At 35.2% G+C, this 21,953-nt stretch carries 19 protein-coding genes and 3 pseudogenes; 16 read left to right on the top strand and 6 right to left on the bottom strand.

The annotated features are described in order from the left end of the window. Positions 1-7: 7 nt before the first annotated feature. Positions 8-1,669 (top strand): alpha,alpha-phosphotrehalase, encoded by a 1,662-nt coding sequence (gene treC / locus JFU18_RS12385; protein WP_201034700.1) that lies wholly within the window; start codon positions 8-10, stop codon positions 1,667-1,669. Between the two features lie 31 nt (positions 1,670-1,700). On the opposite strand, the gene JFU18_RS12380 is transcribed toward treC, so the two are convergent. Genes JFU18_RS12380 through gerKA form a run of 3 tightly spaced genes read right to left on the bottom strand, consistent with a single transcriptional unit; the run spans position 1,701 to position 5,395 of the window. After that, positions 1,701-2,825: a Ger(x)C family spore germination protein gene (locus JFU18_RS12380; RefSeq protein ID WP_201034701.1), complete on the bottom strand. Its 1,125-nt coding sequence runs from the start codon at positions 2,823-2,825 to the stop codon at positions 1,701-1,703. After that, positions 2,806-3,912: a GerAB/ArcD/ProY family transporter gene (locus JFU18_RS12375; protein ID WP_201034702.1), complete on the bottom strand. Its 1,107-nt coding sequence runs from the start codon at positions 3,910-3,912 to the stop codon at positions 2,806-2,808. Before JFU18_RS12375 ends, JFU18_RS12380 begins: the two co-directional genes overlap by 20 nt. Continuing rightward, positions 3,893-5,395: a spore germination protein GerKA gene (gene gerKA, locus JFU18_RS12370; RefSeq protein ID WP_201034703.1), complete on the bottom strand. Its 1,503-nt coding sequence runs from the start codon at positions 5,393-5,395 to the stop codon at positions 3,893-3,895. The genes JFU18_RS12375 and gerKA overlap by 20 nt, the downstream gene beginning before the upstream one ends. A gap of 149 nt (positions 5,396-5,544) precedes the next feature. Here gerKA and JFU18_RS12365 point away from each other — a divergent pair, with 149 nt between their 5' ends. The 13 genes and pseudogenes from JFU18_RS12365 (at position 5,545) to JFU18_RS12305 (ending at position 16,723) form a co-directional block, all read left to right on the top strand. Next, positions 5,545-6,231, top strand: coding sequence for a CPBP family intramembrane glutamic endopeptidase (locus JFU18_RS12365; protein WP_201034704.1), 687 nt, complete (start codon positions 5,545-5,547; stop codon positions 6,229-6,231). Positions 6,232-6,260: 29 nt separating this feature from the next. Continuing rightward, positions 6,261-7,232 carry a phosphotransferase enzyme family protein gene (locus JFU18_RS12360; RefSeq protein ID WP_201032459.1) on the top strand — a complete coding sequence of 324 codons (972 nt, stop codon included), beginning with the start codon at positions 6,261-6,263 and terminating at the stop codon, positions 7,230-7,232. A gap of 159 nt (positions 7,233-7,391) precedes the next feature. Then, positions 7,392-8,852 carry an alanine/glycine:cation symporter family protein gene (locus JFU18_RS12355; RefSeq protein ID WP_033714570.1) on the top strand — a complete coding sequence of 487 codons (1,461 nt, stop codon included), beginning with the start codon at positions 7,392-7,394 and terminating at the stop codon, positions 8,850-8,852. Further along, positions 8,797-9,716 (top strand): annotated as a pseudogene (locus JFU18_RS12350) (amino acid ABC transporter ATP-binding protein). The gene JFU18_RS12355 and the pseudogene JFU18_RS12350 overlap by 56 nt, the downstream one beginning before the upstream one ends. Before the next feature lie 12 nt (positions 9,717-9,728). Then, positions 9,729-10,559, top strand: coding sequence for a glutamine ABC transporter substrate-binding protein GlnH (gene glnH / locus JFU18_RS12345; RefSeq protein ID WP_201034706.1), 831 nt, complete (start codon positions 9,729-9,731; stop codon positions 10,557-10,559). A gap of 87 nt (positions 10,560-10,646) precedes the next feature. Continuing rightward, positions 10,647-11,303 carry an amino acid ABC transporter permease gene (locus tag JFU18_RS12340; RefSeq protein ID WP_002090963.1) on the top strand — a complete coding sequence of 219 codons (657 nt, stop codon included), beginning with the start codon at positions 10,647-10,649 and terminating at the stop codon, positions 11,301-11,303. Further along, the gene (locus JFU18_RS12335) at positions 11,304-11,948 is read left to right on the top strand and encodes an amino acid ABC transporter permease (RefSeq protein ID WP_201034707.1); all 645 of its coding nucleotides are present in this window, start codon (positions 11,304-11,306) and stop codon (positions 11,946-11,948) included. It abuts the gene before it with no gap. Between the two features lie 205 nt (positions 11,949-12,153). Further along, positions 12,154-13,572 carry an amino acid permease gene (locus JFU18_RS12330; RefSeq protein WP_002114084.1) on the top strand — a complete coding sequence of 473 codons (1,419 nt, stop codon included), beginning with the start codon at positions 12,154-12,156 and terminating at the stop codon, positions 13,570-13,572. Beyond that, positions 13,556-13,933, top strand: coding sequence for an OsmC family protein (locus JFU18_RS12325; protein WP_201032463.1), 378 nt, complete (start codon positions 13,556-13,558; stop codon positions 13,931-13,933). The genes JFU18_RS12330 and JFU18_RS12325 overlap by 17 nt, the downstream gene beginning before the upstream one ends. Positions 13,934-13,995: 62 nt before the next feature. Then, a pseudogene (locus JFU18_RS12320) lies at positions 13,996-14,244 on the top strand (HIT family protein); the annotation flags it as partial. A gap of 154 nt (positions 14,245-14,398) precedes the next feature. Then, positions 14,399-14,584, top strand: a pseudogene (locus JFU18_RS12315) (HIT family protein); the annotation flags it as partial. Between the two features lie 179 nt (positions 14,585-14,763). Further along, entirely contained in the window at positions 14,764-15,321 is a 558-nt protein-coding gene (locus tag JFU18_RS12310) for an RNA polymerase sigma factor (RefSeq protein ID WP_201034708.1), read from the top strand. Beyond that, the gene (locus tag JFU18_RS12305) at positions 15,287-16,723 is read left to right on the top strand and encodes a DUF4367 domain-containing protein (RefSeq protein WP_201034709.1); all 1,437 of its coding nucleotides are present in this window, start codon (positions 15,287-15,289) and stop codon (positions 16,721-16,723) included. Before JFU18_RS12310 ends, JFU18_RS12305 begins: the two co-directional genes overlap by 35 nt. Positions 16,724-16,751: 28 nt before the next feature. Here the strand turns inward: JFU18_RS12305 and JFU18_RS12300 are convergent, their stop codons facing one another. After that, positions 16,752-17,747, bottom strand: a complete 996-nt coding sequence (locus JFU18_RS12300) for a helix-turn-helix transcriptional regulator (RefSeq protein WP_201034710.1) — start codon at positions 17,745-17,747, stop codon at positions 16,752-16,754. A 65-nt stretch (positions 17,748-17,812) separates the two neighbouring features. On the opposite strand from JFU18_RS12300, the gene JFU18_RS12295 reads away from it, so the two are divergent. Continuing rightward, on the top strand, positions 17,813-18,337 hold the full coding sequence (locus JFU18_RS12295) for a dihydrofolate reductase family protein (protein ID WP_016101817.1): 525 nt from the start codon (positions 17,813-17,815) through the stop codon (positions 18,335-18,337). A gap of 38 nt (positions 18,338-18,375) precedes the next feature. Here JFU18_RS12295 and JFU18_RS12290 read toward each other — a convergent pair whose 3' ends face one another. Next, the gene (locus tag JFU18_RS12290) at positions 18,376-19,746 is read right to left on the bottom strand and encodes a sensor histidine kinase (protein WP_002167094.1); all 1,371 of its coding nucleotides are present in this window, start codon (positions 19,744-19,746) and stop codon (positions 18,376-18,378) included. A gap of 11 nt (positions 19,747-19,757) precedes the next feature. Next, positions 19,758-20,435, bottom strand: coding sequence for a response regulator transcription factor (locus JFU18_RS12285; protein ID WP_061689168.1), 678 nt, complete (start codon positions 20,433-20,435; stop codon positions 19,758-19,760). 174 nt (positions 20,436-20,609) lie between these two features. Between JFU18_RS12285 and JFU18_RS12280 the strand changes: the two genes are divergently transcribed. Further along, positions 20,610-21,821: a cell wall-binding repeat-containing protein gene (locus JFU18_RS12280; RefSeq protein ID WP_201034711.1), complete on the top strand. Its 1,212-nt coding sequence runs from the start codon at positions 20,610-20,612 to the stop codon at positions 21,819-21,821. The last annotated feature ends 132 nt before the right edge of the window (positions 21,822-21,953 follow it).

The following is a 21,953-nucleotide window of genomic DNA, read 5'->3' as shown; positions in this document are numbered from 1 at the left end:
ATTAAGCATGAAAGATTGGCATAAAAGTGTAGTCTATCAAATTTATCCGAAGAGCTTTAATAGTTACTATAATAAAGAAACCGGTGATATAAAGGGAGTTACAGAGAAATTAGATTATTTAAAGGAACTTGGAGTGGATTATATTTGGTTAACACCGATATACCGATCACCACAAAATGACAATGGATACGATGTAAGTGATTATTACAGCATTGATCCATCTTACGGGACGATGGAAGAGTTTGAAGAGCTTTTAAAAGAAGCGAAAGTACGTGACATTGAAATCATGCTTGATATCGTTGTAAATCATAGTTCAACGGAGCATAAGTGGTTTAAAGAAGCAAAAGAAGATAAGAATAGTCCGTATCGAAATTATTATATTTGGCGTGATGAAAAGAATAATTGGCAGTCTAAATTTGGAGGATCTGCTTGGAAATATGATGAGAAAACAGGGCAATATTTTTTACATCTATTTGATGAGACGCAAGCTGATTTAAACTGGGAAAATGAAAAGCTTCGTGAAGAAGTGTACGATATGATGCGCTTTTGGTTGGATAAAGGTGTAAAAGGATTCCGCCTTGATGTTATTAACTTAATTTCAAAAGATCAAAGATTTTTAAGTGATGAAGGCACCACGGCTACAAGTGATGGGCGTAAATATTACACAGATGGTCCACGCGTCCATGAATATTTACAAGAGATGAGCCAAAATGTTTTTGAAGGGAAAGATGTAATTACAGTTGGAGAAATGTCATCTACGACAATTGATAATTGTATTAAATATTCGAATCCTGAGCGCAATGAACTAAGCATGACGTTTAGTTTCCATCATTTAAAAGTAGATTATCCGAATGGTGATAAGTGGACGAAAGCTGATTTTGATTTCATTAAATTAAAAGAAATTATGTCTAATTGGCAAATTGAAATGCAAAAGGGCGGAGGATGGAATGCGTTATTCTGGTGTAATCATGACCAGCCTCGTATCGTTTCACGGTTTGGTGATGATGAGAAGTACCGAAATGAATCTGCGAAAATGTTAGCGACAGCTATGCATATGTTGCAAGGAACACCTTACATTTATCAAGGTGAAGAAATTGGCATGACGAATCCTAAATTCGAGTCCATCGAGCAATATCGTGATGTGGAATCGCTAAATATATACGATATAAAGCTAGAAGAAGGATTATCAAAAAAAGAGATTATCGGGATTTTAAAACAAAAATCTCGTGACAATTCCCGTACTCCGATGCAGTGGAATGAAGAGGTGAACAGTGGTTTTACAACAAGTACACCTTGGATTTCTGTGGCTGAAAACTTTAAAGAAATAAATGTAGAGAAGGCATTAGAAGATAGAGAATCTGTATTTTATCATTATAAAAAGCTAATTGAACTTAGAAAAAAATACGATGTCCTTACAGAAGGGAAATATGATGTTTTAGATGGAAATCATCCGAATATATGGGCATACACGCGTGCTATAAATAATGAAGTATTACTTGTTATAAATAACTTCTATGGAGAAGAAATAACGTATTCTGTACCAGTTCATGTTCAATTGGATGGTATGAAACAAGAAGTATTATTATCAAATTACAAAGATTCAAGTAAAGATATTACCAATCTTAACTTAAGACCGTATGAGTCAATTGTATATCGTTATATGAAATAAAAGGTTGGATGCCGGCGGGCGTCCAACCTTTTTATTTTAAGACGCCACTATATAAAATCTTTACTTCTACTTCCGGTTTAAATTTTACCTTTGCATAATCTTTATTCCAATTCTTTTTCTTCCATAACTCTGGATGATAAGCGATAAGATTTCTACCTATACCGAAAGCGTCACAATTTGCTTTTTGGAGTTTGTTTATTATTTTTTTCGCCTCTTTCGTGAGCTGTTTAGACAGTTCTTTATTTAGTTTTTCTCTGTCGTCCATTGTATACAGATTATCTCTCGGAGATTCAATTGCTATAACTTTTAGTTGGAGCTTAATGTGAGCATAAACATATCCTTTTTTATCTGTTGTTATTTTTAAGTCTCGTTTTAATTTCTGATTGCTCACGTCAATGGTAATGTAGTCAGACGTACTAGATGAATCGCTATTTGTAAGCTTTTGGGTTATACGAGCGCTCGTTCCCATTTTATCAGTTAGTAATACGAAGAGTACCGATTGTCGTGAAGGTAAAAGCCCAGTTAATTTATCCTTACTAAATAGAGCTATCCCATTGGTTACAACTTCTTTTCCTTTTAGCTTTATAGAGGGGAGGGTGAAATCTTTGCCGGGATCTAACATTTTTGTAGCGGCTGTTTCCAAAGTTTCATTTGGAAATATGCTCATGTCCTCTAAGCTTTTAATTTTTTTCTTTAGAAAATCTCCAATTAGTAAATTTCCTACTTTCTTTTTTTCTAGTATTGCAGCCGTTTCACCATCTACTGAAATAAGTTTTACCAGAGCAGTAGGGTTTGTAGGGTCCCGAAAACTAATATCTAAATAAGATAATATCCCCTTTTTTTGAATTTTTGTTCCTAATAGTTGCATACCGTATTTGAAATAGCGAATATTCCCAGTCACATTTTTTTTCAAAGTATCGCTAGTATCTCGTATGTTATGGCCGGTTGCTGAATGTATTTCATTTTCAAATGAAGATTGTTCGCTTCCTGAACTTCTTACAAGTTCGATGGTTTGTTGAAGTTTATTTTCTTCTGTAATATCAAATCCAATACTATAAGCTAATCGAGCCTCCCTTAAAGGTTCTTGATCCCAGCAACCAGAAAGAAGTGAGCTAGCACATAAGATGCTACATAATTTAACTGTTTTTTTGTGCATATGGGGCTCCTTTCTTATTTCTGAATAAGGAATAAAGAAGAAATAAAAAGGGAAGAACGATGATGAAAATATAAGTGAATTTATCAGTGAAATTTGCAATCACTTTTAATTCTTCAGGTGTATCTATAAATAAGGCGACACTAAAAGAGATAAGTCCAACAAGTGGAACAGCTTTTTTATGATTAGCAAGGTTGAATATATTCCTAATTCCTATAGAAGCAGCACAGTAACAACTAGCAATAGAAGCTACGACAGTTATCATCCAAATTGGTATGAATATTAAATCAGTACGGTCTATAATCCCAATATGTAAGGAGCGCAATAAGTAAGCGACTGGCTCTGGAATAAGCTCAATTTGCTTTGGGCTAAATACGATAAAGCAAATCCAAACCGTAAAAGTGTAAAAAAGGGTTACGAATCCATTAGCAATAGAAACTGCTTTCAGCCGTGCCACAGGATTCCCATTTACTTTTGGAAAAGCGATAAGAATAATTTCGAAACCATACATTGCCGTAATTGTTTCTTTCGATGCTTGAATAATATTCCACCATCCAGCCTCTGTAATGGGAAAAATATAAGAAAAATCAGCTCGCGAAAGCCCTAGGGCAATTAAAAGAGCCATTGGTAAAATGAGAATAGAAGCCATAACATAAAATCGTACAATGACTTTAAATGTATTATAAGCTACATAACAACAAGCTATTGTAAATAATATGAGAATTGCATACCAAGGAGTTGCTTGCAAAACCCATACTTTAATGACATTACAAGCATTTAACATAACAGTCATACCGATAAGAGTAAAATAAAAAACATAAGATAATCCTAATAGTTTTCCCAATTTATTACCAAACATCATACGAACAATTTCATATATATTTGCATTAGGAAATCTTTTTAATAAAAACCACATAAGTAAAATAATAATTTGAATCGCAAGACCAGCTACGAGTATAGAAATCCATCCACCGCCTTTAGCTATTGGGTGAAGACGGTTTGGTAGAGAAAGTATACCAACACCGATTTGGCATTGAATAACGAAAAAGGTCAATTGAACTGGAGAAATTTTACTTTGCGTGTTTGTCACCGTTCTCATCCTCTCTTGTTACATGTTGTCGTTGCATTTTTTTCGGCTTTGAATCATGTGGTCGTTCCCAAAACGACCAAATTGGAAGTCTGACAAAAGCATCCTTCATATCTTTTATATTCATTGGTGCAAGAGGGGAAAGATATGGTGTATGAAAAGAATGAAGCTGACATAAGTGAACGAAAGTTATAATTAAGCCAAATGAAATTCCTACATATCCGAATATAGCAGCAAGGATCATTAACGGAAAACGAAGAATACGAACTGCTGAACTCATGTCGTTGGATGGAACGAGAAAAGACGCAATTGCAGTTAAAGCCACAACGATAATCATTGTGTAAGAAACGAGTCCAGCTTTTACAATTGCATCCCCAATTACTAAACCACCTACAATACCGATTGTTTGTCCAACGCGGCTCGGCAAACGAATACCAGCTTCTCGTAATAATTCGAAAATCAACTCCATTAAGAGAGCTTCAAAAATAGGAGGGAGCGGTACTTTTTCTAATGAAGCTTTAATTGTATAAACGAGTTCAAGTGGCAATACATCAGGATGGAAGGCCACGGTTGCGATATATATAGCTGGTAAGAGAAAGGCGATTAAGAAACTTACTAAGCGAATCATTCGTACGAAAGAACCGACAATCCAGCGGTTATTATAATCATCTGGAGATTGATAAAAGGCAAATAATGTGACGGGAACGATAAGAGCTGTTGGATCCCCATCTGATAAAATAGCAACTCGTCCCTCCATTAAATTAGCGGCGGTTCTATCTGGGCGCTCTGTATTTAATTGCTGCGGGAATGGTGAGAAAGACGTATCTTCTATAAATTCTTGTATGTAACCTGGTGGCATGAGTGCATCTGTCTTAATCATTTCTAATCTTCTTTTCACTTCTGCAACGAGATCGTCATTAGCTATATTTTGAATATAAGCAATTGCCACTTTCGTGTGCATTTCTTCACCAAGTGTGAAATATTTAACGACGACATTTGGACTTTTTATGAGTTTACGAATAGACGCTAAATTGGTTGCTAAATCTTCTACGAAACCAGTATGTGGTCCGCGTACAATCCCTTCATTATCAGGCTCTGTTATAGCTCTCTTTAAAGATAATGCTGTTTCAAAAATACAAAAGCTTTCGACGTGTTCATGGAAATATAAAGATTTACCTTGTAATAAGAGTTGTACACCGTAATTTAAATTCGTTTCTTTTTTCATATTTAATGTAGAAAATGCTTTATCTAAAGATAGATCAGATCGAGTTAATAAGGGTTCAAGAGCTAATTGATGAATTAAATTTGGGTCTGCTAAAGATTCGATATATAAAATTGTTCCTTTTCCGTTTTGAAAAGGGATATCTAATTTTTTTATATCATCTGAATGACAGAGCTTATTTTCAATGTAATTAATATTTTCCAGAAGTGATGGAAACATATGCTTTTGATTCTTACTCTTTTGCTGTTCTTCTTGTTGTGTCATAATTTCCACCTCTTTTAGAATAAAATTCCTTCTGTTAATTTTTGTTGTTTGTGAGAAATTTATGCTTGGATTATTTGGGAAAATTAGCTTGAAAGTTACGTTACGGCATCTTTTATACTTAAGAAAATAGGATATAGGGGATGGTATAGATGACTTTGAGGTATATGTGGGGATGGAAAGAAATCTTATATTTATTTGGATTTGTATTCATTATTGTTCCAGTAACAGTTGAATCTCTTTTTTATGACTATGCTTTAAAAATAATAGGGAACTCATTATATGCTGGAGTATTAATGGGGCTTATAATGGCAGTGATATTTACATTTTTAGTTTATCTTTTTTGCATAAAAAGATATAAACTGTCGTGGAAAGATATTGGAATTCGGAAGCTTTCATGGAAAGATTTATTGTGGACATTTGTAGCGGTTATTTCTTTGATTGTAGTTAGTATTGGTGTATTAATGATAGTGGAGAAACTGGGGATTTCTTTTGAAAATATTAAAACGGAGACGGTCCAAAATGATAAATCAATATATTCGTTTTGCATCGCGGTAATTGGAGCGGCGGTTATATCACCAATCTATGAAGAGATTTTATATAGAGGTGTTTTTTATACATTTTTTCGTGATAGGTATGGTATATGGGGCGGTATGCTTATAAGTTCAATAATATTTACTGTTGTTCATATCCCGACATATAACACATTACCGGTGAATTTTTTAAGCGGAGTAGTATTTGCGTGGTTATATGAGAAAACAAATTCTATTTTATCGGCTATGATTGCCCACGCATTATTCAATTTCATAGCAGTACTTCTCACATTCATGTCGAATTAATTAGAGGGTACATATAGGAGGGAATAAATATGGAAATAGCTGTGGAACGAGTTTTTACACATGAGATTTTAGCAGAAGCTGCAAAGATATTTAATGTGAAAGTAGAAGAAAAGCCACTTGGTGATTTTGAAAATTATATTTTTAAGGCGAAGGGTAAAAATAATGAAGATTACGTATTACGCTTAACCCATTCTTCTCATCGGTCTAAAAAAGAGGTAGAGGCCGAACTAGATTTTTTACGGTATGTTGCAGAGCATGGGGCAAAAGTGGCGGGACCTCGTAATTCAATATCTCAAAACCTTGTAGAAGAAATTGGAGCGGAAGATGGCACTTTCTTTTTCGCGTCTTTATTTACATATGCACAAGGTGAGCAAGTAAAAGGAGAAGAATCGGCTTATTGGGGAGATGCTTTCTTTGAAGCTTGGGGAAAAGCGATTGGACAACTGCATCGCCTCACAATGGATTATCCTAAAACAGACTACCGTGATACGTGGGAAGAGGATGAAAGTAGCATTGTTAGCGGATTAGAAGATGCGAAGGTGAAAGAGATTGCTTCTGTATTAATGGATGAAATAAAGGCTCTTCCAATTGAAAGAGAAACATTCGGTCTTATGCATGGTGATATTCATCCAGGTAACTTTCATTATGATGGTAAAGAGCTAACAGTCTTTGATTTTGATGATGCAGCTTATAATTACTTTATACATGATTTAGCAATGGTTCTCTATTACTCTGTTCTATTTACACCGTGGACATTGGAGAAAAAGACGGAATTTGCTCGTAAACAGTTACAAGTGTTAAGAAAGGGGTACGAATATGAGCACAGGCTGGCGGATAGTTGGTATGAATCGTTACCGTTATTTTTACGGTTACGTGATATAGGCCTATACGGTACGATTCAAAAGAAATTTAAGGGGAAAGATATGCCAGAGGATTTTCAAAAGTTATCAGATGAGTTGTATGAAAGAATTATAAAGCAAGAGGCAATAGTGAATATATAATACAGAGATAAGGGAACAAAGTATATAAAATAAATATATACTTTGTTTTTTTATACAAAAATATGTTTGTTTTATTAAAATAATATTGTTATAGATTCGGTATACACTTATAATTTTATATATATTCTGAATATTCTTTATAAAGAAGGAGGGGGAAAGTTGGAAGCTATCGTAAGTTGGATAAATAATATTGTTTGGAGTCCAGCACTTGTCTATTTATGTTTAGGAGTAGGTCTATATTTTTCCATTCGAACGAGGTTTTTACAAGTAAGACATGTAGGAGAAATGGTGAAACTTACATTTCAAGGGGAAAAATCGGATGCGGGTGTTTCTTCGTTCCAAGCTTTAGCACTTTCATTATCAGGGCGCGTTGGAACAGGAAATATTGCAGGTGTTGCAACGGCTGTTGCATTTGGTGGTCCAGGCGCTGTCTTTTGGATGTGGGCGGTGGCCTTTTTAGGAGCAGGATCGGCTTATGTAGAATCTACATTAGCACAAATATATAAGACGAAACATCAAGGACAATTCCGCGGTGGACCTGCTTATTACATTGAAAAAGGACTAGGTGTTAAATGGTACGCTTTAGTATTCGTTGCAGCGACAATTCTTGCAACAGGAATGCTGCTTCCAGGTGTTCAAGCGAATAGTATTGCTGTAAGTCTAGAAACAGCTTTTGGTATTAATACTTCTGTATCCGGGGCGGTATTAGTAGCGGCATTAGCACTTATTATTTTTGGTGGAGTTAAGCGAATTGTTAACGTAGCGCAAGTTGTAGTACCGTTTATGGCGCTTGGCTATATTTTAGTAGCTTGTGTAATTGTAGCTATGAATATTGAAAAATTACCAGACGCTTTCATGTTAATTTTAAAAAGTGCATTTGCATTAGAAGCAGCTTTTGGCGGGATTATTGGTTTAGCAATTTCTTGGGGTGTAAAACGTGGTATTTATTCAAATGAAGCAGGGCAAGGAACTGGGGCCCATGCGGCGGCAGCTGCTGAAGTATCGCATCCAGCTAAACAAGGGTTAGTACAAGCATTTTCCGTTTACATTGATACATTATTTGTTTGTTCAGCAACAGCATTTATGATGATTATTACAGGCATGTATAACGTATTTGATGCAAGCGGAAAAAACTTTATCGTCAATAAATTAAATGGTGCACAGCCAGGTCCTGGTTATACACAGGCAGCAGTAGAATCTGTTTTCCCTGGATTTGGAAACGGTTTCGTAGCAATTTCTCTACTATTCTTCGCATTTACAACAATTATGGCTTATTACTACATTGCAGAAACGAATATAGCTTACTTAAACCGTGATAAAGACCGCCCTTGGATGTCTATCGTACTAAAGTTTGTATTCTTAGGAGTTGTATTCTACGGTTGTGTAAAAACAGCAGCAACAGCATGGGCTTTAGGAGATATCGGTGTAGGAATTATGGCATGGGTTAACATTATTGCGATTCTATTATTACAAAAACCGGCATTGATCGCATTAAAGGATTATGAAAAGCAGAAAAAAGAAGGAAAAGATCCAGTATTCGATCCGCAGCAGTTAGGAATTAAAAATGCTGATTTCTGGGAGCATGAATATGGGAAAGATAAAAAAGAAGAAGTATCTTAATAGAATAGGAATAAGAGAGCAAAGGGAAATCCCTTTGCTCTTTTTTATGGACAAAATGAAGAGGAAAGTTATTTTTTTGCTTATTTTTGAATATAAAAGAATGTACATGCTTTGTTAGGGGAAGGAGGGGTTATGTTGATTGAATTTCGTAAAGTTAATAAATATTACGGTGACTTTCAAGTTTTGAAAAATATTAATCTTCAAGTAAAGAAAGGTGAAGTGGTAGTAGTTGTTGGACCATCAGGGTCAGGAAAAAGTACATTACTTCGGTGTATAAATCAATTGGAGGCAATTACCGATGGAGAATTAATTGTACAAAATACAGAAGTACACAATGCGAAAACAAATATGAATGAGTTGCGCCGAAATATTGGGATGGTCTTTCAACACTTTTATTTATACCCGCATAAAACAGTTCTTCAAAATATTACACTAGCACCAATTAAAGTAAATAAAATTTCAAAAGAGGAAGCTGAGAAAACAGCGATGTTTTATTTAGAAAAAGTAGGAATCCCGGAGAAGGCAGGTGTATATCCACATCAATTATCCGGAGGTCAACAGCAAAGGGTGGCGATTGCTAGGGGGCTCGCGATGCAACCGAAAATTATGCTATTTGATGAGCCTACGTCCGCTCTTGATCCAGAGATGATCGGAGAGGTGCTTGATGTTATGAAAGCGCTGGCTAAAGAAGGAATGACGATGGTCGTCGTCACACATGAGATGGGATTTGCACGTGAGGTAGCAGATAGAATTTTATTTATGGATGACGGTCAAATTATCGAAGATACAACACCGGCGCAATTTTTTGCAAGTCCTGAACAAGAAAGAGCTCGTCTATTTTTAAGAAGAGTGTTAAATCATTAAAGGGGGAGTTTTATGCTTAAAATGAAAAAGTTGTTTACGTTAATCGTATTTTCATGTTTATTCGTACTTGTCGTTGCTGGATGCGGAAGTAAAAAAGATGAGACGAAAGAAACGAATACGAAACAAGGCGGGGCTGTTGAGCAAATTAAAAAGCGCGGGAAACTAGTAGTTGGGGTGAAGAATGATACGAACTTATTTGGCTTGAAAAATCCTTCGACAGGACAGGTAGAAGGGTTTGATGTTGATATCGCAAAGGCGCTTGCGAAAAAAATCCTTGGAGATGAAAAGAAATTAGAATTAAAAGAAGTAACGTCTAAAACGCGTATTCCACTACTGAAAAATGGTGATATTGATGCAATTATCGCGACAATGACAATTACGGAAGAACGTAAAAAAGAAGTAGATTTTTCAGATGTATATTTTAAAGCAGGGCAATCGTTACTTGTGAAAAAAGGAAGCGGTATTAAAAGTATTGATGATGTGAAAAAGGGTGTGAAAGTGTTAGCGGTAAAAGGTTCAACGTCTACAAATAATATTCGTCAAAAATCACCAGAATCGACTGTATTAGAATTTGAAAATTACAGTGAGGCATTTACAGCGTTAAAAGCAGGTAAAGGCGATGTATTAACGACAGATAATGCGATTCTTTACGGAATGGCAAAACAAGATTCTAATTATGAAGTTGTAGGGAAAATTTTCACGGATGAACCGTATGGAATCGCAGTACAAAAAGGTGCAGACGATTTAACGAAAGAGATTAATAGTTTATTAAAAGATATGAAAGCGAATGGAGAATACGATAAATTGTATGAAAAATGGATTGGTCAAAAACAAGAGAAGTAAAATGAAACTTTATTTCTCGTGATAAATAGTAAGAGTGAGAGGATGAGAGTACTCATCCTCTTCTTGTAAAGAAAGAGGGGAGAATATGTGCCTGATTTTTCTATATTAACGAATAACATTGATATGTATTTAGAAGGATTTAAATATACGGTTATGTCTAGTGTAGTTGCGCTAATAGGAAGTTTTGTTTTAGGAATTGTTATGGCAGTGATGCGAATTTCACCTATTCGTATTTTGAATTGGATTGGCTCTGCCTATGTAGAGTTTGTTAGAAATATTCCACTCGTATTAATTGCATTCATTTTCTATTTTGCTTTGCCTGTAATAGGAATTACTTTCAACGGTTTTGTAGCAGGGACAGTTGCGCTTACAGTTTATACAGCGGCTTTTATTGCGGAAGTAATTCGTGCTGGTATTTTATCAGTCGCGAAAGGTCAAATGGAAGCAGCACGTTCTTCAGGATTAACTTATACGCAAGCGATGTATCATGTAGTCTTACCTCAAGCGATGAAAATCGTCATTCCTCCTCTAGGAAATCAATTTCTCAATTTAGTAAAAAACTCTTCAATACTCGGAATCATTGCTGGAACGGATTTAATGTATCAAGGAGACTTAATTTCAACGAAGACGTTCGTTACGTTTGATGTATATATATTTGTCGGGATGTTTTATTTAGTATTAACAATTCCGCTAAGTATGCTAGTGCGTTATTTAGAAAAACGCTTGGCAAAGGAGGCGGTATAAATGGATTTTAAAGGAGCGATAACAGGTGATCATATCCTCTTTTTATTAAAAGGATTACTCATAACGTTAGAGGTAGCGCTCGTAGCAATTGTACTTAGCTTTATTATTGGTAGTGTAATAGGAATATTGCGCTATACGAAAATACCTGTCGTCTCACAAATATTAGGCTTTATCGTGGAAGTCATTCGAAATTTACCGCTACTTTTAATTATATTTTTTACGTATTTTGCACTTCCGGAAGCGGGATTGAAGTTAGAAATTATAACAGCTGCAATTGTTGCTTTAACAATATTTGAAGCGGCAATGATATCTGAAATTGTTCGAAGCGGTCTATTATCTATCGAAAAAGGGCAGATTGAGGCTGCAAGGTCTTCTGGATTAACGTATGTGCAAGCGCTTTGGCATATTATTTTGCCGCAAGCATTAAGAAGAATGGTCCCCCCGCTTGTTAGTCAATTTATTTCATTGTTAAAAGATACGTCATTAGCGGTTGTTATATCATTGCCAGAGCTTATGCATAATGCTCAAATTATTAGCGGGCAGAATGTAAATTATATGATTCCGACATTTATACTAGCAGCCTGTATGTATTTTGTTGTAAACTACGGTTTATCAATTTTATCTAGAAGATTAGAAATACGTTAACTCTTACAAAAAAATGTAAGAGTTTTTTCCTTATAAATCCTTTTTTTCCTCAAATTAGTATTGTGAGCTCTTAATATTTGAATTTTTATATTGTTTTATCAGAAAAGTTTTAATTTTATATAGAAATTGTAATCGCTTTCGTGTATATTTTTATTATCAGAAAATTTTAAAAAGAGATAGGGGTACTTGTAGGGGGAGGATTAAGATGCAGCAAACAACGAATGAGCAATTACATCGTACGATGAAGAGTAGACATTTATTTATGATCGCACTAGGTGGTGTAATCGGAACTGGTTTTTTTCTAGGTTCAGGTTACACCATTAATCAGGCTGGACCAGGGGGAGCCATCCTTTCATATTTAGTGGGCGGATTTATTATGTATTTAACAATGCTTTGTCTTGGAGAGCTAACGGTAGCAATGCCAGTTTCAGGATCTTTCCAAAAGTATGCGACGAAGTTTATTGGACCAGGAACTGGATTTATGATCGGTTGGCTATACTGGATTGGATGGGCAGTAACAGTAGGATTAGAATTAACATCGATCGGTTTAATGATGAAAAGATGGTTTCCGAATGTTGATGTTTGGGTATGGTGTCTCGTATTCGGAGTTATTTTATATGCTTCAAATGCAATATCAGCGAAGAGTTATGCTGAATTAGAGTTTTGGTTCTCTAGTATTAAAGTAGTTACAATTATTGCATTCATTTTACTTGGTGGTAGCGCATTACTAGGATTCTTACCATACGATGGAAAAGAAGCAGCGCCTCTTTTCTCTAACTTTGTAAGTGATGGTGGGCTATTCCCAAATGGACTAGCTGCAGTGCTTCTTACGATGATTACAGTTAACTTTTCCTTCCAAGGAACAGAGTTAATCGGGATTGCAGCAGGAGAGAGTCAGAATCCTGAAAAAACAATTCCACGTGCGATTCGTAATACAGTATGGCGCATTATGTTATTCTTCATTTTAACAATGACAATTTTAGTAGGGTTAATTTCTTGGAAAGAAGCAGGGATAATTGAAAGCCCATTCGTAGTTGTATTTGATAAAATCGGTATTCCATATGCAGCTGATATTATGAACTTCGTTATTATTACAGCTCTTCTATCTGTAGCGAACTCAGGGTTATATGCAGCAACGCGTATACTATGGTCACTTGCAAATGAAGGAATGGCACCAACTTCTTTCAAGAAAGTAAATAAACGTGGTATTCCGATTACAGCGTTAGTCGTAACAATTGCAGTAGCGGGCCTTTCTTTATTAACAAGCTTCCTTGCAGAAGATACAGTATATATGTACTTATTATCTATAGCTGGTTTATCTGCTGTTTCAAGTTGGATCATTATTGCTTTATCGCAACTTCGCTTTAGAAGTCAGTATTTAAAAGGCGGAGGAAAATTAGAGGACTTAAAGTATAGAACACCACTATACCCGCTTGTTCCAATTTTAGCTTTAATTACAAATAGTATAGTTGTTATTAGTTTAGCGTTTATTCCAGAACAACGAATGGCGTTATATTGTGGTATTCCATTTATCATTTTCTGCTACATATATTATTATATGAGTAAGAAACGGAAGAAACCGATGAAAGTGGAGATGGAAGCAAAGTATGAAAATAAAAATTAAGCATGATGATATAGAGGCAGATTTGTCGCATGGTCACTTAGCGATTGGGAAAGAAAACGGGTATTCACCGTTACAATTACTCGTTTCTTCTATCGCAGGATGTAGTGCAATTGTTTTTCGAACGATTTTAGAAAAGAAACGTATTGCATACGATACGTTTACAATTGAAACTGAAATTGGTAGAAGTGAAGCTTTATCAAAACCAGTTGAAAGTGTTCATTTGCACTATAAAATTAAAGCGCAAAACATTACAGAAGAACAATTAGACAAGGCACTGCAACTTGCGGTGAAAAATTGCACAATTGTTCAATCTGTAAAGGATAGTATAAAAGTTACAGAAACAATTGAATTAGTAAAGTGAAACATAAAAACGTGAGAATAGGGCGCTCACGTTTTTATGTTTTTAATAAAGGGGAAAGTATGATGGAATGTTTAGGTTGTAAATTAGCAAATGAAGAAGAAATTATATATAAAGTGTATGAAGATGATTATGTAACTTGTTTTTTAGACCATGCGCCTTTCTACCCAGGACATACTTTAATTGTGCCAAAGAAGCATGTTTTAGAAGTGGACGAATTAGATGATGTTGTAGCGAAATCGATTATGGATGCTTCTAAGCTTATTGCAAAAGCGATTAGGGCATTATATAAACCAGACGGAATTACAATTTGCCCCGCATTAACGGGGCAGTAAGATCCCCTACCTCAAAATTCAGTGAAAACAAAGAAGTTAGTTGGGAATCCAACTGCCCGTAAAAGCCCGATTGGTTCAACTAATAATCAGTGGGGGATGAACAAAACCCCCACTGATTAAAGTTTCACTTTATCAAAATGGTGGAATCTTTAACGAGTTAACTCATTATCACATGCATGTTGTGCTGAGATATAAAGAGCGTTCGTTTGCTGAGTTTTATACGGTGCAGCCAGGAGAACAGCAGAATCATAACTTTGAAGAGACAAAGCATTTGTTACGAGAATCAATAGAGAAAATATTACTTACTAAAAAGGCATAAGAGGGATGTTCTTAAGGGAACAGTCAGGAAAATATTAATATTAAAAAGCCCAATTTCTCAGTTAAAATAGAGAAATTGGGCTTTTCCTTATTCTATTATTCGATTTTATCTATTAAAGAATTCTGCAGTGTCACAAAGTATATCGCTCATTCGTTATATAGAATGAGAGGAGGAATTATATGAAAGTTACAAACAAAGATTACGAAAAGATGGAAGAGCTATACGAGTTGTATGAGCAAAAAATTTATTATGTAGCTTATTCTATTTTAAATAATATTCAGCAAGCTGAAGATGCGGTTCAAGAGACGTTTATTACTCTTTATAAGAATTTGGAAAAGCTGCATAGTTTGAACACTCAAGAGCTTAAACAGTATATTTTGAGGATCGCGAAAAACAAGGCGATTGATAGTTACCGGAAAAATAAACGACATGAAACATTTTTAGAAGAATATCAACGAGAATCAACAGAGGTAGTAGATGAAAATATTGAAGAGTGGGAAAAACGTCTAATGTCTGAGGTTCAGATTGATACATTGCTAAAAGAGCTAAATGAATCTAACAGACAAGTGTTTAAGTACAAAGTCTTCTATAACTTAACGTATCAAGAAATTTCAAGTGTAATGGGGATAACAGAGGCTAATGTCCGCAAGCAATTTGAGCGCGCTCGAAAACGAGTACAAAGTATTATAGGAGGTATACAAAATGACGAATTCAAAGAACTCCAAAGAAATGTATGACCTTGCTGAAAAAATCGCTTTAGATGATTTTGATAAACTGGATGAACAACATGAATTTTCACATACATATACGCGCAAAAAGAAATTGTTTATGGAGGAAATGAAGCTGAAAGATGGACAACCACAGACAAAGCGTAAAAGACATCGTATGTTAATCGCTGCGGCCTGTTTATTGATTGGTATGCCGACAACCGTTTTTGGTGCAGTAAAAGTCTATAATATGATTGTTCAAAAACAAAATTACGAAGTAAATGTTTCAGTAACGAATAAGGAATCGAATACTATTGATAAGTGGTATAAGTTGAAAGTTGGTAAATTACTAGAAAATATGGAAGCAATTGATGACTCGGCTATGAAATATTCATTTAAAGATAACGACGCAATGGGTGGATTTTCATTCGCTCTTTGGAGAGTGGGGGGAAATGCGGACTTTCAAACTTTATATTCAAAAAGCTATGAAGAAAAAGAGATAAATGGCAGGAAAGCAGTAATTGTTCATAAAGAAACTGGAAACAACAATGTAATGTTTGATAGGAAGGTCTTTCTCTTTTTTGAGAAAGAAGGGATTATGTTAGAAAGTTTTATTGGATCAGATGTAAATGAAGAACAAATGATGGATGTGTTAGGGAACATTTCACTTGAGCCTACGTCAAAAGAAAAGGCAGCACATATAACAGATTATGATAAAAAGTATTTTAGTGAAGCGGATGAACCTAAAAAAACTAAGGCGATTCCTTTGAAAAAAGATAGTAAACGACTATTTCACATAGGACAAAAGGTTCCAGTAACGATATCTATGGATAACAGCCAAATTGAATATGTGATAGAAAAAGTTGAAGTTTTTGATTCGATTAAAGATTTTAAACAAGAGAACTTTAATGAACTTGGCTTAGGGATATTAAGCGAGAAGAAGGCTTTAGATCAGATGGGAAAATTGCTATCGTACAGACGGGATGTATATAAATTAGGGAATGGTAAAGATTCAATTGATACATTAGTAGATTCGAAATTAGTTAATGTTAAATTTGTCTACTTGACAACAACAGTGAAAAATATAGGTAAACAGGTGACAGAAGAAATCTATATGACTCCATCCATAAAACAGCTTAAATTTGAAGGAAATGCATGGAACTACGCTAAAGAAGAGGGAATGGATGCAACGCGTATTATGACGGGCGAAGTCGATTATTTAGAACCTCATGGAGATGGAAAAAGCTTTTACAATATTGGCAGTATCCGACCTGGCCAAACGATGAAAGTTAACTTGGGTTATTTTGTGGATGAGGATAAACTAGATTCAATTTTCCTTGATGCTTTTCATTACAGAGGGAATGGAAGTACTGAAAATATGAATGCGTCATATCGTTGGTGGATTGATATTCGTCAACAGTCAAAACAATAGGAACAAATACACAAAAAGCTGCTTATATTTAGCAGCTTTTTTCGTCTTCATACATATGTAAAACCTCTTTTGCACGTATACGTAAACCATTTATCAATTCTTTCGGTTCTAAAACTCTTGCATCTTTTCCAAGTCTATAAAATAAAGGGGTAATAAAGTTAATTTCACCTTTATCAATTGTTGAATGTATATAACCTGCCCCGTCTTCGTTTACTACCACGAATTCTTCAAGGTAAGGAACGCTTTTACATTGGCGCACGCCTTCAGTCGTTAATAAAACATGTAACTGGGTAGGAATATGCACTACGTTAGAGCTAGAGGCAAACCATTCTTCTAAATTCATGAACGTATCTTTATTTTCTTCTGTTGATAATATAGAAAGAATACGATCAACGCGATACAGTAATATTTTTTTGCTGCTGAAGTCATAGGATGGTAAGTACCATAGCCCATCATGAGCATATACACCGATAGGATGAACATATTTTATTTTTATCCCTGATTTAGATTCGTATTGAAAGTGTAAATTTTTATTTTCAATAGCCGCGGTTAATACTTCGTTTAAAAGAGGTGTATCAATTGTTCTCTTCGGATTCCAAAAAGAGATATAAGATCGTATTTTATCAACTTTCGCTTTCGCATCATGTTGTAGGGAGCTATACAGTTTATGCGTAACGGAATTGATTTCTGTGTTAAAAGGCAAGTCTCTGTAGTAGCTTAAAGACTGAAAAGCAAAAAAGATGGATACTGCTTCTTCTTCGGTAAATAAAATAGGGGGAATGACTTTATTCGTTAATACTTTATATCCTCCATTACGACCTTGTTCAGCGTAAATGGGTAATCCCATATCACTTAAATCTAAAATATATCTATGGACCGTACGAACGGAAATATTAAATTCATCAGCTATTTCTTGAGCTGTAAATGTTTTTTTTGTAGAAGCAAATATAAGAATGTCTAGTAAACGTTTTGCTTTTGACAAGGATATCACCTTTTTCTTTTTTAACATGACATAAGTTGTCATGTTTTATGGTTAGTATAGTGCTTATAAGATGATTTTATCAATAGAAGCTGTAAGGAGGAAAAGATATGTCACGTGAAATTGTTTTATTTATTGCAGCGAGCTTAGATGGATTTATCGCGAAAGAAGATGATGATTTAGAGTGGTTAATGGAAACAGAAGGTGAGGGAGACAACGGTTATACAGAAATGTACGAAACAATTGATACGATAATTATGGGAAAGAGAACGTACGATTATGTGGTAGAGCATACGGAAACATTCCCGTACCTAGATAAAAAATGTTATGTTTTTTCTAATTCAGAAAAAGGTTCAAACGAACATGTAGAGTTTGTAAATGAAGATGTATTAGAGTTTACAAAAAGGTTGAAAGAGCAGGAAGGATCTAAAATATGGATGGTCGGTGGAGGGAGTCTACTGAGAGAGTTCTTTAAGAATAATTTAATTGATGAATATGTTGTTACGATTACACCTCACATATTAGGTTCTGGAGTTCCGTTATTTAAAGAAAAGAACCCGGAAATTCATTTAACTTTAACGGATACGAAACGTTTTGGCCAATTCGTAAATTTATATTATAAAGTAAAGTCCTAAAGGATAAGAAAACACGACTATTGATGATAGTCGTGTTTCTATATAGATGGCAATGAAATTGTAAAGCAAGATCCGTGATCAATTTCACTTGTGACAGTAATATTCCCGCCGTGTAGTTCTACGATTTCTTTTACGATGGAGAGCCCTAAACCAGTGCCTCCTGTAGCTCTAGAGCGCGCTTTATCAACACGGTAAAAGCGGTCGAAAATGTGAGGGAGGTCTTCAGGGGGAATACCTTCTCCCTTGTCCTTAATTTTGATGGAAATATGTTTATGTTCTTCTGTAACAGAAATATTAATATGAGAATGTTCTTTTGAATGTCTATACGCGTTATTTAAAATGTTAGCCATAACTTGTTCAAAGCGTTGCTCATCTAGCTTTACTAAGAGTGAGGAAGGACATGTGAAAACAACTTTAATTTGTTTTTCTCCGTACATCACATTTATTTTTTCAGTGATGCGAGTAAGGAAGGTGTGTAAATGCACTTCCTGTACTTGAATGAAAAAGTTATGCTTTTCCATTTGAGCGAGTGAAAATAAATCTTGAACTAAGTTTGTAATATAATCAGACTCGTCTTTTATAATGGATAAGTATCGTAGACGTTGCTCTGGGGGTGTGTTTTCTTTTAATGCAATGTCAGCATAACCTCTTACGTACGTTAATGGTGTTCGTAATTCGTGAGCAACACTTGCTAGAAATTCACTTCGCTCTGTTTTCATGTAATGTAAATCATTTGCGAGAGTTTGGATAGATTGTGCTAGTTCACCAATTTCGTCATTTCGAGTAGTTGTTAATGAAACGGATAAATCGCCCTTACTCATTTTTTCAGTCGCTTGTTTCATGTGTAACAATGGTTTTGTTAACAAACGTGATAATAGAAAAATGGTGATGGCTGTTAATAGGAAAGTAATGACTCCAGCGATAATGAATTGCCGTGTGAGCCCGTTAACCATTTCTTCGATTGATTCCGTCCCGAGAAACATATATACATAGCCTTCCGTTTTTCCTGCCACTACAATTGGGCTAACTGTACATATATAATTAGATGTTTTCCAATGATTCTCTATAATTGCTCCATCATGATCTGTTCGTGTTTGCATTCCTTCAATATGTTTTTTTATAGTAGTATTTATTTCATTGGATTTAGCTAGTATTTCCTTATTTGCATTTGTAATAATAACAGTTGTTTCAGCTTCGGATTCCATTAAAGCAACATGGGAGATTGTTTGCCTGTCAAAATATTTTTCAAGGACATCTCGGTGACTATTTCCACGCTTTAATAAAGCAGTCATTTCTTCATTTACTCTATTGTTTACAAGGCTATAATAGAGCAAGACAAATAGAACACTTTCGATTAAAAGTGTAACAATTAGAAAATAAAATCCGAGTTGAATAGAAATTCGCTTCATCGTTTTGCTCCTTAGTTTTCAATATCAATCCATCGATATCCTACTCCGTAAACAGTTTTTAAATGGTGATCAATGGGGAAATTTACTTTTCGTAATTTATCACGTAAATTACGAATATGTGAATCGACTGTTCTATCTTCTGTATTTGTATTTAATCCCCAAATTCGTTCAATGAGCTGATCACGGCTTAATACGTAGTTCACATGACGTAAAAATAATCCGAGTAAAGAGAATTCGATTGGGGTGAGAAGAAGTTCTTCATTATGGACAGAAATGAAATGCTTGGCCTCATCCCATAAAATGCCGTGATATTGGATTTGTGCATGTTGATTGGTTCGGCGTAAAACAGCTTCAATTCTTGCGAAGAGCTCCTCTTCGTGGAATGGTTTCGTCACGTAATCATCTGCTCCAATTTTTAACCCTTGAACGACATCTACCGTCTGATCACGAGCAGTTACCATAATGATAGGAACGTTACTAAATGATCGAATTCTTTTGCAAGTTTCCCACCCGTCCATCTTTGGCATCATAATATCGAGTAAAACAAATTTGAAGTTTCGATTTTCTATATGTGAAATAGCTTCTTCTCCGGATGCTGCACATACGCAGTTATATCCGATTGGAGTAAGATAAAGCGTTAATAATTCAAGCATTCTCGGTTCATCATCTACGAGTAGTATATCGATCATAGAGTACCTCCGCATTTGTAGTTATTACTTAAATTGTAAGGCAAAATCATGAAGAAATGGTGCAGATTATAATGCATCTGCATAATTTCTTCAGAATTGCTTGTTATTGTAAAGTTGAAATTCCATTTTAGGTAATAATATTGGCTCGAAAACGAATAATACGGAGGCGATATAGTGAAAAAGATGACCCGAATTTTGGGGATAACAATAATTGCAGCAGTCGGTCTTGCGGCATGCGGACAAACGAGTACAGATCATAAAAATCATGAATCTACAGAAGAGAAGAAAACAGAGCAAAAGGAAATGAATCAAGGTGCATCGAATGATTTATTAACGACAAGTTTAAAAAATGTAACGAGATTAAATACAAATGATCCTCTGCAAATGGCAGTATTAACTTCGCAAACGATATGGCCAGCAACGCATAAAGAGAATCAGCCAGGCGCTATTATTTTAGTGCCAGTAAGCGAGTGGCAATTAGGTATTGCAAGTGCGGATCTTATTCATCATCCGAATAACGGACCGATTTTATTTATAGAAAAAGAAAAGGTACCCGAAATGACGTTAAAAGAAATAAAACGATTAAATCCGCTCGGAACGAAAGATGGAACGCAAATTATGGTGATGGGGGATATAGGGGCATCTAGCCTAGAGCAATTAAAAGAATATAAAGTAAAGCAAATAAAAGAAACGGATCCAGCTAAATTTGCTAAAGATGTTGATAAAGAATATGCCGATATAACAGGAAATTATCCAAATAGCGTTATTATCGGTTCGTCTGAAGAAGAAGGACGTTTATATACAACACCAGCTGTAAATTGGATTTCTCATATGCCAGAACCTCTTCTATATACTGAAAAAAATAAAGTGCCAGAAGCGACAATAGAGGCATTAAAGACGAGAAAAGATAAAGCGAATATATATGTGTTAGGACCAGAAAAAATCGTTTCGAAAGAAGTAGAAAAAGAGTTAAGTAAATACGGGAAAGTAACGCGTATTAGTGGGGAGACTCCAACAGAAAATTCGGTTGCATTTGCGAAATTTAAAGATGAAAAAACGAAATTTGGCTGGGGATTCACAAAACCAGGTCACGGTTTGTCATTTGTTTCAAGCAAAACACCAGACTTAGCAATTGCGGGAGCACCGTTTTCACATATGGGTAAACATGCCCCTGTTGTTTTGCTTGAGGAAGGAAAAGCTTCACAACCAGTTTATGACTTCCTTGCTACTATTCAGCCGAAGTTTAAAGATGATCCAACACTTGGACCGTATAACCATGGTTTCCTATTAGGAAGTAGTAGTGATGTTTCATTTGAAACACAAGGTATATTGGATGAGAGGTTAGAAATTGTTCAGGAAAGTGGTCAAGGTCACGGTGGACATTAATGAAATGAGAAAAGACGCTGCTAAGGTAGCGTCTTTTCTTTAGGAAACTTTTACATAGCACAACATCCTTTGCTCGTTATATAATAGCCTTCGTGCAGTCGGCCTTGATTTTCTTATGGAGAAAATCAAATG

This window comes from Bacillus sp. TH22 (genome assembly GCF_016651015.1).
Taxonomy (GTDB): domain Bacteria; phylum Bacillota; class Bacilli; order Bacillales; family Bacillaceae_G; genus Bacillus_A; species Bacillus_A mycoides.
The sequence above is the reverse complement of the archived record's forward strand: the minus strand, read 5'-3'. Positions and strand labels throughout refer to the sequence as shown.

Bases quoted from the DNA above. Each gene is read 5' to 3' on its own strand.
- glnH (WP_201034706.1), top strand. From the start codon at position 9,729: ATGCTTAAAATGAAAAAGTTGTTTACGTTAATCGTATTTTCATGTTTA.
- JFU18_RS12300 (WP_201034710.1), bottom strand. From the start codon at position 17,747: ATGACAACTTATGTCATGTTAAAAAAGAAAAAGGTGATATCCTTGTCA.
- JFU18_RS12290 (WP_002167094.1), bottom strand. From the start codon at position 19,746: ATGAAGCGAATTTCTATTCAACTCGGATTTTATTTTCTAATTGTTACA.
- JFU18_RS12295 (WP_016101817.1), top strand. From the start codon at position 17,813: ATGTCACGTGAAATTGTTTTATTTATTGCAGCGAGCTTAGATGGATTT.
- treC (WP_201034700.1), top strand. From the start codon at position 8: ATGAAAGATTGGCATAAAAGTGTAGTCTATCAAATTTATCCGAAGAGC.
- JFU18_RS12360 (WP_201032459.1), top strand. From the start codon at position 6,261: ATGGAAATAGCTGTGGAACGAGTTTTTACACATGAGATTTTAGCAGAA.
- JFU18_RS12330 (WP_002114084.1), top strand. From the start codon at position 12,154: ATGCAGCAAACAACGAATGAGCAATTACATCGTACGATGAAGAGTAGA.
- JFU18_RS12325 (WP_201032463.1), top strand. From the start codon at position 13,556: ATGAAAATAAAAATTAAGCATGATGATATAGAGGCAGATTTGTCGCAT.
- JFU18_RS12285 (WP_061689168.1), bottom strand. From the start codon at position 20,435: ATGATCGATATACTACTCGTAGATGATGAACCGAGAATGCTTGAATTA.
- JFU18_RS12335 (WP_201034707.1), top strand. From the start codon at position 11,304: ATGGATTTTAAAGGAGCGATAACAGGTGATCATATCCTCTTTTTATTA.
- JFU18_RS12305 (WP_201034709.1), top strand. From the start codon at position 15,287: ATGACGAATTCAAAGAACTCCAAAGAAATGTATGACCTTGCTGAAAAA.
- JFU18_RS12310 (WP_201034708.1), top strand. From the start codon at position 14,764: ATGAAAGTTACAAACAAAGATTACGAAAAGATGGAAGAGCTATACGAG.
- gerKA (WP_201034703.1), bottom strand. From the start codon at position 5,395: ATGACACAACAAGAAGAACAGCAAAAGAGTAAGAATCAAAAGCATATG.
- JFU18_RS12380 (WP_201034701.1), bottom strand. From the start codon at position 2,825: ATGCACAAAAAAACAGTTAAATTATGTAGCATCTTATGTGCTAGCTCA.
- JFU18_RS12365 (WP_201034704.1), top strand. From the start codon at position 5,545: ATGACTTTGAGGTATATGTGGGGATGGAAAGAAATCTTATATTTATTT.